This is a genomic window from Streptomyces sp. NPDC058664, assembly GCF_042716635.1.
Classification (GTDB): Bacteria; Actinomycetota; Actinomycetes; order Streptomycetales; family Streptomycetaceae; genus Streptomyces.
The window spans coordinates 21,005-33,929 of sequence record NZ_JBHXRW010000011.1 but is presented as its reverse complement, the minus strand read 5'-3'; the positions used below and the strand labels follow the sequence as shown (position 1 = coordinate 33,929).

The following is a 12,925-nucleotide window of genomic DNA, read 5'->3' as shown; positions in this document are numbered from 1 at the left end:
TTCGGCCGTCAAGGCCCGCTTCTGTACGCTGCGGCGTGCAGGAGCGGGCTTTTTTCTTTGCGGAGGACGGGGACTGATGAGCGAGCCGAACCCTTACAAGTCGGACGACTACGAGTGGGGCCCCGGTCAGCAGGCCGGGACGCCGGGGTACGGGTACCCGCAGAGCCCGTCGTACCAGCCGACGCTCCCCGAGGGGGTGCCGGTGCCGCCGCAGGCGTATCCGCCGGCGCCGCAGGGCGGGGGGCCGCTGCTCGTGCTCGGTGACATCACCGTCGTCGGGGACCAGATCATCACGCCGGCCGGGGCCATGCCCCTGAAGGGCGCCGTCTGGAACGCGATGGACATGTCGCGGAACGAGGAGAAGATCTCCACGACCGGGATCGTCCTCGCGTGCGTCTTCGTCGCGTTCTGCGGTCTCGGCCTGCTGTTCCTGCTGATGAAGGAGCAGCGGACGACCGGCTTCGTGCAGGTCACGGTGACCAGCGGGGGCAAGTACCACTCGGCGATGATCCCCGCCATGCGGCCGGACACCATCCACTGGGTGATGGGGCAGCTCAACTACGCGCGACAGCTCAGCATCTGACTCCGTGCCGGTCCCCGCGCCCGGTCTCAGCCGTGCCAGGAGCGGCGGACGGGCTCCGCGGACTCCGCCTCGACCATGACCCGGCGCAGCAGGTCGTTGAGGAGGACGCGCTCCTCGGGGGCGAGCACCCCGAGCAGCCGGTACTCCTCGTGGCCGAGGACGTCCATCGCGCCGAGCCAGGTCTCGTGGCCGGCGGCGGTGAGTTCGACGACGACCCGGCGCCGGTCGTCCGTGGACCGGGTGCGGCGGACGAAGCCGCGCTTCTCCAGGGCGTCGAGGCGGCCGGAGACGGAGGCGGGGGCCAGGTCGAGGTCCTGGGCGAGTTCGGAGGGGGCGGCGCTGCCGCCGCGCCCGGCGATCTTGTGGAGCGTGTCGAACTCGTAGCGCTCCAGGTCGAAATCGAGGAGGGACTGCTCCCTGACCCGGCGGAGGTGGACGGAGAGCTTCTTCATCCGGGTGACGGCGCCTTCGACGACGGGATCGAGGGCGGGCAGGACGGGCTGCCAGCGGGCGACGTGCTCGTCGGTCCAGTCGCGCGGCACGCCGGGAGCGGGCGCTTGGCCGGGGGTACGCGGTTCTTCCGGAGTACGCGGTTCCTCGGGGTGCTCCATGAGGTGATCGTACGTCGGCGCGGGGAGAACCTCCCGAAAAAGTATTTCGGTAGCGAATCATTCGGTACCGAAATACTCTCGGATCATGACCGCTGTCGCCACCACGGCGCCCCCGCCCGTCCGCCACCCCCTGCGCACCCGCCCCTTCCGGCTGCTCTTCGCCGGCCGCGCCCTCTCCCTCCTGGGCGACGCCGCCATCCCCGCCGCCCTCGCCCTCGCCGTCCTCGAAGCCACCGGCTCCACCTCGGCGCTCGCCCTGGTCCTCGGCTGCGCGATGGTGCCCAAACTGCTCCTGCTGCCGCTGGGCGGGGTCGTCGGCGACCGCTTCGACGCCCGCACGGTCGCGCTCACCACGGATCTCGTACGGTGCGCCACCCAACTCCTCGTCGGCGTCCAGCTGCTCGGCGGCGCGCCGAGCCTCGCCGTCCTCGCGGCGGCCGAGGCGCTCGGCGGCGCGGCCGGGGCCTTCGCGATGCCGACCGTGTCACCGCTGGTCAAAGGCACGGTGCCGGCCGACGCCCTGCACCGCGCCAACGCGGCGATGGGAGTCGCCCAGAGCGCCACCCGGCTCGGCGGCCCGGCGCTCGCGGGCGCCCTCGTCCTGACCGTGGGGCCCGGCTGGGCGTTCGTCCTGGACGCGGCCACCTTCGCCCTCAGCGCACTGCTCCTGACGGCCGTCCGGGTGGAACGGGTGCCGATCCCGCGCCGCTCGCTGCGCTCCGACCTCCTGGAGGGCTGGCGGGAGGTCCGCTCCCGCGACTGGTACTGGACCAGCCTGATCGGCCACAGTGCCTGGAACGGCGCCGCGGCCGTTCTGATGACCCTCGGCCCCGCCGTCGCCGTGCAGCGGCTCGGCGGCGGCACGACCTGGGTCCTCCTGCTCCAGGTCGGCGCCGTCGGCTTCCTGCTCGGCGCGCTGCTCGCCGACCGCGCCCGCCCCCGGCGGCCCGTCCTCGCGGCCAACCTGGGGCTCGCCACGTACGCCCTGCCCCTGGTCCTGCTCGCGGTCGCCGCGCCCGCGCCGCTGACGATCGCGGCCTATGGCCTCGCGCAGGCGGGGCTCGGCTTCCTCTCCCCCGTGTGGCAGACCGCCGTGCAGCGGGCGGTGCCCGCCCACGCGCTCGCCCGGGTCACCTCGTACGACTGGCTGCTCTCCCTCGCGGCGATGCCCCTGGGGTACGCGCTGGCCCCGCTCGCGGCCTCCGCCTGGGGGCCCGAAGTGCCACTGCTCGCGGCCGCGCTGGTGGTGGGCGGCTGCTGCCTGGGGACGGCGCTGGTGCCGGGGGTGCGGAGGTTCGGGGCCGACGGCCGGGCATGACCGACACCCCTCGCCCCACAGGACTTGAACACGTTCAAAGAGAGGCCTACAGTCATCACTGCCAGCTTTTGAACGCGTTCAAGGGAGGGTGGGGCATGGACCTCACTGTCATCGCGTACATCGTCTACCTGCTGATCAGCGTCGCCCTGACCGTCTGGGTCGCGCGCACGCTCAGCCGCAACGGAAGGATCTTCCTCGCGGACGTCCTCCACGGGAACGAGAAGCTCGCCGAGGCGGTCAACCACCTCCTGGTGGTCGGCTTCTACCTCGTCAACTTCGGCTTCGTCGCCCTCTACCTCAGCCAGGACGAGGCCGTCCTCGACGCCCGCGCGCTCTTCGAGGCCCTCTCCGTGAAGCTCGGAGTCGTCCTGCTCGTCCTCGGCGTGATGCACCTCGGGAACGTCTACGTCCTCAACAAGATCCGCCGCCGCGGCGTCATGGAACGCGAACAGGTCCCGCCGGTCGGCCCCCAGGGCTGGACCACCACGCCCAAGGCCGGCCCCTGGGCCCCGCCCGCTCCTCAGGGCTGACCCGCCGTGACGGCCCCGACCGCGCCGACGACCCCCGTGGGACGTCTGACCGTGCTGTACGACGCCGACTGCCCGCTCTGCGTGCACCTCAGGCACTGGCTGCTGCGCCAGCGGCAGCTCGTCCCGCTCGACCTCGTACCGGCCGGGTCGCAGGAGGCCAGGCGCCGCTTCCCGGACCTCGACCACACCGCCACCCTGCGGGAGATCACCGTGGTCGGGGACCGGGGCCAGGTCTACCGGGAGACCTCCGCCTGGATCGTCTGCCTCTGGGCGCTCGCCGACCACCGGGCCAGGGCCCACTGGCTCGCCACCCCCGCGGGGCGGCCCTTCGCCCGGATGACCGTACTGGCGGCGGCGAAGTGGCGCGAGGCCCTCAAGGGACCGGTCGCCGAGGACGGGCGCTGCGAGGACGGGCACTGCGAGGTGCTCGGTCCGCCCGGCTAGGCTCGGCACCGTGAAGGACGTGAAGGAAGAGAAGAAGGCCGACGAGCAGCCGGCCTCGGACAAGAAGGCCGACGACAAGAAGGCCCCGAAGAGCGAGCAGACCCGCACGCTCATCCTCGAAACCGCGCTCCGGCTGTTCAGGGAGCGCGGTTACGACAAGACGACGATGAGGGCCATCGCGCAGGAGGCCGGGGTCTCCGTCGGCAACGCGTACTACTACTTCTCCTCCAAGGAACACCTCGTCCAGGGCTTCTACGACCGGATCGCCGAGGAGCACCAGGCGGCCGTCGAGCCCATCCTGACCGGTGGCGAGAAGGACCTGACGGCGCGGATCCGCGGGGTCTACCTCGGCTGGCTGGACATCGCGGAGCCGTACCACGAGTTCGCGGCCCAGTTCTTCAAGAACGCCGCCGACCCGGACAGTCCGCTCAGCCCGTTCTCGCCCGAGTCGGAGGGCCCGCGCGAGGCGGCGATCGAGGTGCACCGGCGGGTCATCTCCGGCGCGTCGGTGAAGGCCGACCCCGAACTGTCCGAGGCGCTCCCGCGGTTGCTCTGGCTCCAGCAGATGGGTCTGGTGCTGTTCTGGGTGTACGACCGCTCGGAGGGCGCCGCCAACAGCCGCCGGCTCGTGGAGCGACTGGCACCGGTCACCGCCCGGGCGATCTCGCTCTCCCGCTTCCGCGTCCTCCGCCCGCTCGTCAAGGAGACGCACGAACTCCTTTCGGACTTCATGCCGACGGCGGCCGGGATGGCGGCCTCGGGGAAGCCCAAGAAGCGGACGGAACCGAAGCCGCCGAAGACCGTGTGAGGCCCCCGCGCGAGGTCTGCCTCGTGAGGCCCCCGCGCGAGGTCCAGGGCCTGCCTTCCGGACAGAGGCCTCAGATCCAGCCGAGTTCCCACAGCCGCCAGATGCCCGTGCCGTCCGTCAGGTACTGGGAGCCGTCGACCGCCTCCGTGGCGAGGACGTAGTCCTTCTTCTGCCACAGGGGCACGAGCGGGACGTCGGCGGCGACCTCGCTCTGGATGGCCTTGAAGTCGGAGGTCGCCCGGGACCGGTCGCCGAACTGCTGCGTCGAGGCGATCAGGGCGTCGATCCTCTTGCTGGAGAACCCGTTGTGCAGGGTGTTCCCGGTGCCGACGAGCGGTGCGGTGAAGCTGTCGGAGTCGGGGAAGTCGGGGAGCCAGCCGACGGTGTACGCGTCGTAGGTGCCCTTCGCGTACGCCTTCTGGAACTCCGTCCACTTCACCTCGACGGCCTCGACCTCGAAGAGACCGGTCTCCTCCAGCTGCCGCTTGATCTCGGCGGTCTCGGCGGCGTAGGTGGCGTCCTCGCGATAGCCGAAGGTGAACTTCACCGGGGTCTCGACGCCGGCGTCCTTCAGGAGCTTCTTCGCCTTCTTGGCGCTCGGCTCCGGGTCGACGTCGTAGAAGGCCGTGCTGTGCCCGACGAAGCCCTGCGGGATGAGGGAGTACAGCGGCTCGACCGTGCCCTTGTAGGCGCCGGTGGTGATCGCCGGCCGGTCGAGGACGGCGGCGACGGCCTGCCGTACGGCCTTGTCGGCCATGGGCGAGCCGGGCCGGACGTTGAAGTTGAGGTTGCGGATCTCGGCGCTCTCCGCCTCGGTGACCCGCGTCCCGTCGCCGGCCTCCAGGGTCGAGATGAACGCGGGCGGGAGCTGCCGGTGCGTCACCACGACGTCCTTCGTCTTCCAGGCGGCGGCGAGCTCCGCCGACTGGCCGAAGTACTTCACGAGGACCGGGCCGCCGGTCTTCGTGACCGCGCCCCGGTACGACGAGTTGGGCTCGAGGAGCGCGGACTCGCCCTCCTTGTACTCCTTGAGGACGTACGGCCCCGAGCCGTCCACCGCGAAGCCCTCACGCAGCCTGTCGGCCGGGTACAGGTCCTTGTCGACGATCGAACCGGCGCCCGTGGCCACCTTCAGCGGGAACGTGGCGTCCCGGCCGCTCAGGTGGAAGGTGACGGTACGGCCCGCGGCCGAGACGTGCTTCAGGGTCGGGAAGAGGGCCTTCGGTCCGACGTCCGTCTTGATGCGCAGCATCCGCTCGAAGGAGTACGTGACGTCCTCGACGGTCACCTTGCGCCCGTTGGAGAAGGTGAGGTCGTCGCGGAGCGTGCACCGGTACGTCGTGAGCGCGGCGCCCACGAACTTGCAGCTCTCCGCCGCGTCCGGCACCGGGGTCGTGGACCCCGGCCTGAACGTCAGCAGGGACTGGAAAACGTTGCTGTAGAGGGCCCAGGAACCGGCGTCGTACGCGCCGGCCGGGTCCAGTGAAGTAACCGCGTCGGTCGTGCCGACACTGATCGGATCGGTCCGGCCGCCGTCGGAGGGCAGGAGTTGCCAGCCCCCCACTCCGGCGGCCACCAGTACTCCACACGTGATGAGGATCCGCAGACGGACCGTCGACCGCATTGCCGTGCTTCCTTTATTCGTCCACCCCAGCTGCGACGGCCCCCGAAAACGTCGCGATGCGGACATCTGATCACACGGTCTTCACGAGGGGAAGGAAAAACCTTCACATCACATACATATGTCCGGGAAATGCGAATTTAAGCCGATGAGCAGCACGTATCGGTCTTCGAGCAGGGAGTGGCGCCGTCCCGGTCACGCCTGTTTCGAGGCGAGTTCGACGACGGTGATGTCGGAGGGCGCCCCGACCCGCACCGGCGGTCCCCAGGCGCCCGCGCCCCGAGAGACGTACAGCTGGGTGTCGCCGTACCGTTCGAGCCCCGCGACCGTCGGGTTGGCCAGTTCGGCGAGGTAGTTGCCGGGCCAGAGCTGGCCGCCGTGGGTGTGGCCGGAGAGCTGGAGGTCCACACCGTGGCGCACCGCGTCGTGGACGACGACCGGCTGGTGCGCGAGGAGGACCGCGGCGCGGGCCCGGTCGCGGTCGCCGAGGGCCCGTGCGAAGTCCGGCCCCTGCCCCTCGCTCTCCCCCGCGATGTCGTCGACCCCGGCGAGGTCGAAGCCCGCCGCGATCTCCAGGCGCTCGTTGCGCAGCGGGCGCAGACCGAGCTCGCGGACGTGGTCGACCCAGGCGTCGGCGCCCGAGAAGTACTCGTGGTTGCCGGTCACGAAGAACGAGCCGTGCCGGGCGCGGAGCCGGGCGAGCGGCTCGGCGGCGGGGCCGAGGTTCTCGACGGTGCCGTCGACGAGGTCGCCGACGACCGCGATCAGATCGGGCTGGGTCGAGTTGATCGCGTCCACGATGCGCTGGGTGTGGGCGCGGCCCAGGATCGGCCCGAGGTGGATGTCGGACACGACGGCGATCCGGTAGCCGTGCGCGGCGCGCGGCACCTTGGCGAGCGGGACGGTGACCCGCTTGATCCGGGGGCCGCGCAGCACGCCGTACGTGCCGTAGCCCACGGTCCCGGCGGCGACGGCGGCGGCGGCGCCGCCGACGACCCGGGAGACGAACAGCCGGCGGGAGACCTCGGCGGGGGTGTCGGCGGTGTCCACGGCGGCGGGCGCCGGGCCGACCGGCTCCGTCAGCTCCGTCGGCCTTCCCGGCGCGGCGGGTGTCCCGGCGGCGGACACGGGCTCCCGTACCGGCACCGGCACGGAGGCGGCCGACGGCGCGGCGGCCGTCGCCGGCACCGCGGCCCGCGCGTCCCGGCGGGCGAGCCGGCCGCGCAGGACGGGGCGGACGGCCTCGCCGACGGCCAGGGCCAGCGTCACGTACAGGAGCAGGGCGAGCCACAGGTAGCCCGGCCAGGCGACCACCTGCTGGAACCCGAAGGGGGCTCCGACGCTCGGGGAGAACAGGGCCGCGAACGAGAGCAGGGGCAGCACCACCACGGCGGCCGTGCCCAGGCGGCGCGGCAGGCCCCCGCGCGCCGTGACGTCGCGCACGAGGCGCCGCCACACGTACCAGTGGACCGCGCCGAGCAGCGCGAGCACCACGATCAGGATCAACAGGTTGACGACCACGCCCCGAACTCCTCTTCTAACCGTTCGAGCGGCGCGCGGCGCGCACCCCACGGAACCCGAGCACTCCGATCACCGTCCCCAGGACAAAGGACGTGACGGCGAGCAGCAGATGAACCCAGAAGTAGGCCGTCGGGTCGCCCGCGCCGTCGAAGGCGAGGCCGCTCCCGTCGTTCCAGAGGTTCTTGACGAAGGTGATCCAGATGAACCAGCTCCAGACCCCGAACGCGAGCAGGAACCAGGAGACGCGGCGGCTGAGCTTCATGGCCCCAGTATCACCGCGCGCCTCCCCGGACCCGCGTCCGGGTGGTGGAGCGGTGGTGGAGCGCCAGCCGGGGTTCGGATCCCTCTTCCGTACCTGTACGTTCACGATCGTGCCTGCTTCGAAGAAGACCGCTTGGGCGGTCGCCGCTGCCGTGCTCCTGTCGCTCGCCACCACCGTGCCCGCCCATGCGGACACCAAGGACGAGAAGGACAAGCAGCCCAAGCCCCCCGCCGCGATGTCCTCGCTCGGCGGCCCCCTGCTCGGCCTCCCCGGCACCCAGGTGAAGCTGCGCCCCGGCGCCCCGGTCCTGCCGAAGGAACTCTCCGGCCGCTCCTGGATCGTCGCGGACGCGGAGAGCGGCGAGGTCCTCGCCGCGCACAACGCGCACTGGCCGCTCGCCCCGGCCTCCACCCTCAAGATGCTCTTCGCGGACACGCTGCTGCCGAAGTTCCCCAAGACGCAGAACCACCTCGTCACCACCGCCGACCTCGCCGGGATAGGAGCGGGCTCCAGCCTCGTCGGCATCAAGGAGAAGCAGACCTACAGCGTCCACGACCTGTGGCTCGGCGTCTTCCTCCGCTCCGGCAACGACGCCGTGCACGTCCTGACGAACATGAACAACGGCCTCCGCCAGACCGTGAAGGACATGAACGACCACGCGGCCGAGCTCCAGGCGCTCGACACGCGCGTGGTCTCCCCGGACGGTTACGACGCCCCCGGCCAGGTCTCCTCCGCGTACGACCTGACGCTCATCGCCCGCAACGGCATGCAGAATCCGGACTTCCGCGCGTACGCCGCCACGCCCCGGGCCGTCTTCCCCGGCGAGCTGAAGCCGGGCATGAAGAAGCGCGAGACCTTCGAGATCCAGAACACCAACCGGCTCCTCACCGGCGACTTCGGCGTCGCCCCGTACCAGGGCATCGCCGGGGTCAAGAACGGCAACACCACGCACGCGGGCGCCACCTTCACCGGGGTCGCGGAGCGGAACGGCAAGGTCCTGCTCGTCACCGTGATGAACCCGTCGTCGAAGGAGCAGCACGCGGTCTACCGCGAGACCGCCCGGCTGCTCGACTGGGGCTTCGCCGCCGCCGGGAAGGTGACCCCGGTCGGCGAACTGGTGCCGCCGCGCTCCGCCCGTACGGAGACGGCGGTCCCGGTCGACGGTTCGGCACCCGCCCCCGGCGAGAACGCCCCGGCGGACACCGTCCGGGCGGCCGCCGCGGAGAAGTCCGGCGGCGTGGGGATCGCGCTCGCCGTGGCGGGCGGGGTGCTCGTGCTCCTCGCCGGTGCCGTCTTCCTGGTCAACCGCCGCTGGCCGCTGGCCGCGTCGGCGGGACGTCGTCGCCACTCCCAGCTGGATCCTTCCCAGCCGGATCCCGGTGTGAACCCGTAGCGGTCCAGGCGGCGCAGAACAGCAGCAGCTTCGCGGTGAAGTTGATCCAGAGCATCAGGGCGATCGGGACGCCGAACGCCCCGTACATCGACTTCCCCGCGACGTCCCTCATGTAGCCGCCGAGCAGCAGTTTGAGCAGTTCGAAGCCGACGGCCCCCATGAGCGCCGCGATCACGAGCGCGCGGCGGGGCGGGTGCACGCCGGGCAGCAGCGTCAGCACGTACAGCAGGATCAGGAAGTCGGCGGCGACGGCGACGAGTACGGCGGCGGCCTGGAGGAGGACTCCGCCCGCCCCTTCGCCGGAGACGCCGACCTGTTCCGCGCTCCAGCCGACGGCGGTGGAGCCGAGCCAGGACGCGGCGAGCGAGCCGACGGCGACACCACCGAAGCCGACCAGGACGAGCGCGTCCTTGCCCTTGAGCAGGACCGGGTTGCCCTCGTCCACGTCGTCGAGCTTCCACACCGCGCGCAGGCAGTCCCGCATGGAGCCGACCCAGCCGATGCCGGTGACGAGGAGGAGGGCGCCGGCGACGAGTCCGACGGTGCCCGCGTTGGCGACCAGGCCGCCGATGTCGAGCTGCTCGGAGATCCCCGGGACCTGGTCGGCGATCTTCTCCTCGATCCGGTCGAGCTGCTCCTGGGAGAGGAGTGCGGCGCCGATCGCGGCGGCCAGGGTGATCAGCGGGAAGAGGGCCAGGAAGGAGAGGAAGGTGATCGCGGCGGCGAGCCGGCTCCAGTGGACCTCGTCGAGGTTCTCGTACGCGCGCCAGGCATGGGTGCGCATGAGGCGGGCCACCCAGGGGCCGATGACGGGGAGCTTGGTCAGCCAGTCCATGGCGTACCCCTACCCCCGATCAGGGTGACGGCCCGGGACGCTTTCCTGAAACTCTGTTAATCACCCATTTCGCCGAACCGCCAAGCAATACCGACATAAGCGACAGAGTCGGCTATACCGTCACCTCCATGGCTGTCGAGACCCACGTCCTTGACGACGACTGCGTAGAGCTCAGCGGCTGGGGGCGCACCGCCCCGACCCTCGCGCGCGTGTACCGGCCCCGCGGCGACGCCGAGGCGGCCGAGGCCGTCCGCGCCTCCGGAGCCCGCGGCGCGATCGCCCGCGGCCTCGGCCGCGCGTACGGGGACGCCGCCCAGAACGCCGGCGGCACCGTCCTCGACATGACCGGCCTCGACCGGATCCTCGCCGTCGACGCCACCGCGGGACTCGCCGTCTGCGAGGCGGGCGTCAGTCTGCACCGGCTGACGGAGGCTCTGCTGCCGCTCGGCTGGTTCCCGCCGGTCGTCCCCGGCACCCGGTACGTCACCGTCGGCGGCGCCGTCGCGGCCGACGTCCACGGCACGAACCACCCGGCCTCCGGCTCCTTCGGCCGGCACGTCACCGCGCTCCGGATCCTCACCGCCGACGGCGCCGTCCGGACCGTGCTGCCCGGCACCCCGCTCTTCGACGCCACCACCGGCGGCATGGGCCTGACCGGGGTGATCCTCTCCGCCACCCTGCGGCTGCTGCCCGTCGAGACCTCCCTCGTCTCCGTGGACACCGAACGCGCCGGCGACCTCGACGACCTGATGGACCGGCTCGCCTCCACCGACCACCGGTACCGCTACTCCGTCGCCCGGATCGACCCGCTCGCCCGGGGCGCCGCCACCGGCCGAGCCGTCCTCACCCGCGGCGACCACGTCCCGTACGACGCGCTGCCCCGCCGCCACCGGGCCCGGCGCGCACCGCTCGACTTCCGGCCGGGACGGCTGCCCGCCCCGCCGCCGTACGTCCCCGGCGGGCTGCTCGGCCGCACCACCGTCGGGCTCCTCCACGAGCTGCGGTACCGCACGGCCCACGAGAGCACCGGCCGTCTCCGGCCGCTCGGCTCCCTCCTGCACCCCCTCCTCCTCCACCCCCTCGACGGCATCCCGCACTGGAACCGGATCCACGGACCCGAGGGCCTCGTCCCGTACCGGTTCGTCGTCCCGTACGGGCGGGAGGAGGCACTGCGGACGGTGGTGCGGCGGATCGCGGACCGCGGACACCCCGTCTTCCACGTCACCCTCCGCCGCTTCGGCGCGGCCGGCCCGGGACCGCTGTCCTTCCCCCTCCCCGGCTGGGCGCTCTCCCTCGACCTGCCCACCGGTCTCCCCGGGCTCGGGGCCTTCCTCGACACGCTCGACGAGGAGGTCGCGGGCGCGGGCGGCCGGGTCTGTCTCGCCGAGGACTCCCGGGTACGGCCGGAGACGCTGGCCGCGATGTACCCGCGGCTCGGCGCGTTCCGGTCCCTGCGCGCCGAACTCGACCCCCGGTCCGTCCACACCTCGGACCTCTCCCGCCGCCTCGGCCTCTAGGAACCCCCGTGAAGTCGGCAAAACACCCCCTAGGAGCCCCCGTGAAGGACGCGTTCGGCGCCCCGCAGTCCCTGCTCGTCCTCGGCGGCACCTCCGAGATCGGGCTCGCCACCGCCCGGCGGCTGATCGCCCGGCGCACCCGTACCGTCTGGCTCGCCGGACGGCCCTCCCCCGCCCTCACCGCCGCCGCCGACTCCCTGCGCGCGCTCGGCGCCGACGTGCGGACCGTCCCCTTCGACGCGCTCGACACCGAGTCCCACGAGGAACGGCTCGGCAAGATCTTCACCGAGGGCGACATCGACATGGTGCTGCTGGCCTTCGGGGTCCTCGGCGACCAGGCGCGGGACGAGTCCGACCCGGTCGCCGCGGTCCGCGTCGTCCGGACCAACTACACCGGTGCCGTCTCGGCCGGCCTGGTGTGCGCGGGCGCGCTCCAGGCGCAGGGGCACGGTTCGCTCGTGGTGCTCTCCTCGGTGGCGGGCGAACGGGCCCGCCGCGCCGACTTCATCTACGGCTCGTCGAAAGCCGGGCTCGACGCCTTCGCCCAGGGCCTCGGGGACGCGCTGCACGGCACCGGCGTGCACGTCATGGTCGTACGGCCCGGATTCGTGCGTTCGAAGATGACGGCGGGGCGGGCCGAGGCACCGCTCGCGACGACGCCGGAGGCGGTCGCGGGCGCCATCGAACTGGGGCTGCGGCGCCGCTCGGAGACGGTGTGGGTGCCGGGGGCGCTACGGATGGTGATGACGGCGGTACGGCACGTCCCGAGGCCGCTGTTCCGGCGGCTGCCGGTGTGAGCGGGCCGCTCCGGTGGCTGCCGGAGCGGGGCTCGGCCCGTTGCCCGCTGTCCGTTGTCCGGGGAGGGTCAGCCGGTGGGGGTGACCGTCGGCGTGTCGAGCGGGCTGCCGCCCTGCGCCGGGACGGCCGAGACGGGGCGGCCGCTGCCGAACTCGTAGTCGTACAGCTTCCGCCACACCCCGTCCGGGCCCTGCTCGTACAGCGCGAAGGAGCGGCAGTTCCAGGCCGCCTCGTACCCGGCGAGCTCCTTGAACGCGCGGTCCATCCCCTCCTCGGAGATGCCGTGCGCCACGGTGACGTGCGGGTGGTACGGGAACTGGAGCTCGCGCACCAGCGGCCCGTTCTCGTCGCGGATCAGGCTCTGGAGCCGGTGGCAGCGGGAGACGCCGTCCCGCACCTTCACGTAGACGACCGGCGACAGCGGCCGGAAGGTCCCGGTGCCCTTGAGGCGCATCCGGAAGTGCTGGTGATCGGCCGCGATGCCGGCGAGGTGCGCCTCGATCTCCGGCAGCCGCTCCTCCGCCACCTCGGTCGGCGGGACGAGCGTGACGTGCGTGGGGATGCCGTACGCGGCAGGATCCCCGAAGCCGGCGCGCCGCTCCTGGAGCAGGCTGCCGTAAGGCTCCGGGACCGCGATCGAAACGCCGAGCGTTACGGTCCCCACGTCGTTCTCCTCCGTCGTCC

At 72.2% G+C, this 12,925-nt stretch carries 14 protein-coding genes; 8 read left to right on the top strand and 6 right to left on the bottom strand.

Annotated features, from left to right (window positions below; translation table 11 throughout):
• Positions 1-76: 76 nt before the first annotated feature.
• On the top strand, positions 77-583 hold the full coding sequence (locus tag ACFWUY_RS11575; protein WP_384105638.1) for a hypothetical protein: 507 nt from the start codon (positions 77-79) through the stop codon (positions 581-583).
• Positions 584-609: 26 nt separating this feature from the next.
• On the opposite strand, the gene ACFWUY_RS11570 is transcribed toward ACFWUY_RS11575, so the two are convergent.
• Positions 610-1,194, bottom strand: a complete 585-nt coding sequence (locus tag ACFWUY_RS11570; protein WP_384105635.1) for a MarR family winged helix-turn-helix transcriptional regulator — start codon at positions 1,192-1,194, stop codon at positions 610-612.
• Between the two features lie 85 nt (positions 1,195-1,279).
• Here ACFWUY_RS11570 and ACFWUY_RS11565 point away from each other — a divergent pair, with 85 nt between their 5' ends.
• The 4 genes from ACFWUY_RS11565 (at position 1,280) to ACFWUY_RS11550 (ending at position 4,294) form a co-directional block, all read left to right on the top strand.
• On the top strand, positions 1,280-2,512 hold the full coding sequence (locus ACFWUY_RS11565) for an MFS transporter (protein ID WP_384105632.1): 1,233 nt from the start codon (positions 1,280-1,282) through the stop codon (positions 2,510-2,512).
• Positions 2,513-2,607: 95 nt separating this feature from the next.
• Entirely contained in the window at positions 2,608-3,042 is a 435-nt protein-coding gene (locus tag ACFWUY_RS11560) for a hypothetical protein (RefSeq protein ID WP_073809832.1), read from the top strand.
• Positions 3,043-3,048: 6 nt separating this feature from the next.
• Positions 3,049-3,486 carry a thiol-disulfide oxidoreductase DCC family protein gene (locus ACFWUY_RS11555; RefSeq protein ID WP_384105629.1) on the top strand — a complete coding sequence of 146 codons (438 nt, stop codon included), beginning with the start codon at positions 3,049-3,051 and terminating at the stop codon, positions 3,484-3,486.
• A gap of 10 nt (positions 3,487-3,496) precedes the next feature.
• Positions 3,497-4,294 carry a TetR family transcriptional regulator gene (locus tag ACFWUY_RS11550; RefSeq protein ID WP_384105626.1) on the top strand — a complete coding sequence of 266 codons (798 nt, stop codon included), beginning with the start codon at positions 3,497-3,499 and terminating at the stop codon, positions 4,292-4,294.
• A gap of 70 nt (positions 4,295-4,364) precedes the next feature.
• On the opposite strand, the gene ACFWUY_RS11545 is transcribed toward ACFWUY_RS11550, so the two are convergent.
• The 3 genes from ACFWUY_RS11545 to ACFWUY_RS11535 form a co-directional block, all read right to left on the bottom strand.
• Positions 4,365-5,918: an ABC transporter substrate-binding protein gene (locus ACFWUY_RS11545; protein WP_384105623.1), complete on the bottom strand. Its 1,554-nt coding sequence runs from the start codon at positions 5,916-5,918 to the stop codon at positions 4,365-4,367.
• Positions 5,919-6,110: 192 nt separating this feature from the next.
• Positions 6,111-7,436 carry a metallophosphoesterase gene (locus tag ACFWUY_RS11540; protein ID WP_384105620.1) on the bottom strand — a complete coding sequence of 442 codons (1,326 nt, stop codon included), beginning with the start codon at positions 7,434-7,436 and terminating at the stop codon, positions 6,111-6,113.
• 16 nt (positions 7,437-7,452) lie between these two features.
• Complete coding sequence (locus ACFWUY_RS11535; RefSeq protein ID WP_384105618.1) at positions 7,453-7,698, bottom strand: SCO4848 family membrane protein; 246 nt, start codon at positions 7,696-7,698, stop codon at positions 7,453-7,455.
• Positions 7,699-7,807: 109 nt separating this feature from the next.
• On the opposite strand from ACFWUY_RS11535, the gene ACFWUY_RS11530 reads away from it, so the two are divergent.
• Complete coding sequence (locus ACFWUY_RS11530; protein ID WP_384105616.1) at positions 7,808-9,091, top strand: D-alanyl-D-alanine carboxypeptidase family protein; 1,284 nt, start codon at positions 7,808-7,810, stop codon at positions 9,089-9,091.
• On the opposite strand, the gene ACFWUY_RS11525 is transcribed toward ACFWUY_RS11530, so the two are convergent.
• Positions 9,000-9,926 carry a YihY/virulence factor BrkB family protein gene (locus tag ACFWUY_RS11525; protein WP_384105614.1) on the bottom strand — a complete coding sequence of 309 codons (927 nt, stop codon included), beginning with the start codon at positions 9,924-9,926 and terminating at the stop codon, positions 9,000-9,002. The genes ACFWUY_RS11530 and ACFWUY_RS11525 overlap by 92 nt on opposite strands.
• A gap of 128 nt (positions 9,927-10,054) precedes the next feature.
• On the opposite strand from ACFWUY_RS11525, the gene ACFWUY_RS11520 reads away from it, so the two are divergent.
• Together ACFWUY_RS11520 and ACFWUY_RS11515 are read left to right on the top strand one after the other, a co-directional pair.
• The gene (locus ACFWUY_RS11520) at positions 10,055-11,443 is read left to right on the top strand and encodes an FAD-binding protein (protein ID WP_384105612.1); all 1,389 of its coding nucleotides are present in this window, start codon (positions 10,055-10,057) and stop codon (positions 11,441-11,443) included.
• A 41-nt stretch (positions 11,444-11,484) separates the two neighbouring features.
• Complete coding sequence (locus ACFWUY_RS11515; RefSeq protein WP_384105609.1) at positions 11,485-12,240, top strand: decaprenylphospho-beta-D-erythro-pentofuranosid-2-ulose 2-reductase; 756 nt, start codon at positions 11,485-11,487, stop codon at positions 12,238-12,240.
• Positions 12,241-12,308: 68 nt separating this feature from the next.
• Here the strand turns inward: ACFWUY_RS11515 and ACFWUY_RS11510 are convergent, their stop codons facing one another.
• Positions 12,309-12,905 (bottom strand): 2'-5' RNA ligase family protein, encoded by a 597-nt coding sequence (locus tag ACFWUY_RS11510; RefSeq protein WP_384105606.1) that lies wholly within the window; start codon positions 12,903-12,905, stop codon positions 12,309-12,311.
• Positions 12,906-12,925 lie beyond the last annotated feature (20 nt).

What these genes read in the sequence shown, in the direction of transcription:
- ACFWUY_RS11575 (WP_384105638.1), top strand. Translation starts at nt 77, where the DNA reads ATGAGCGAGCCGAACCCTTACAAGTCGGACGACTACGAGTGGGGCCCC.
- ACFWUY_RS11570 (WP_384105635.1), bottom strand. Translation starts at nt 1,194, where the DNA reads ATGGAGCACCCCGAGGAACCGCGTACTCCGGAAGAACCGCGTACCCCC.
- ACFWUY_RS11565 (WP_384105632.1), top strand. Translation starts at nt 1,280, where the DNA reads ATGACCGCTGTCGCCACCACGGCGCCCCCGCCCGTCCGCCACCCCCTG.
- ACFWUY_RS11560 (WP_073809832.1), top strand. Translation starts at nt 2,608, where the DNA reads ATGGACCTCACTGTCATCGCGTACATCGTCTACCTGCTGATCAGCGTC.
- ACFWUY_RS11545 (WP_384105623.1), bottom strand. Translation starts at nt 5,918, where the DNA reads ATGCGGTCGACGGTCCGTCTGCGGATCCTCATCACGTGTGGAGTACTG.
- ACFWUY_RS11535 (WP_384105618.1), bottom strand. Translation starts at nt 7,698, where the DNA reads ATGAAGCTCAGCCGCCGCGTCTCCTGGTTCCTGCTCGCGTTCGGGGTC.
- ACFWUY_RS11525 (WP_384105614.1), bottom strand. Translation starts at nt 9,926, where the DNA reads ATGGACTGGCTGACCAAGCTCCCCGTCATCGGCCCCTGGGTGGCCCGC.
- ACFWUY_RS11520 (WP_384105612.1), top strand. Translation starts at nt 10,055, where the DNA reads ATGGCTGTCGAGACCCACGTCCTTGACGACGACTGCGTAGAGCTCAGC.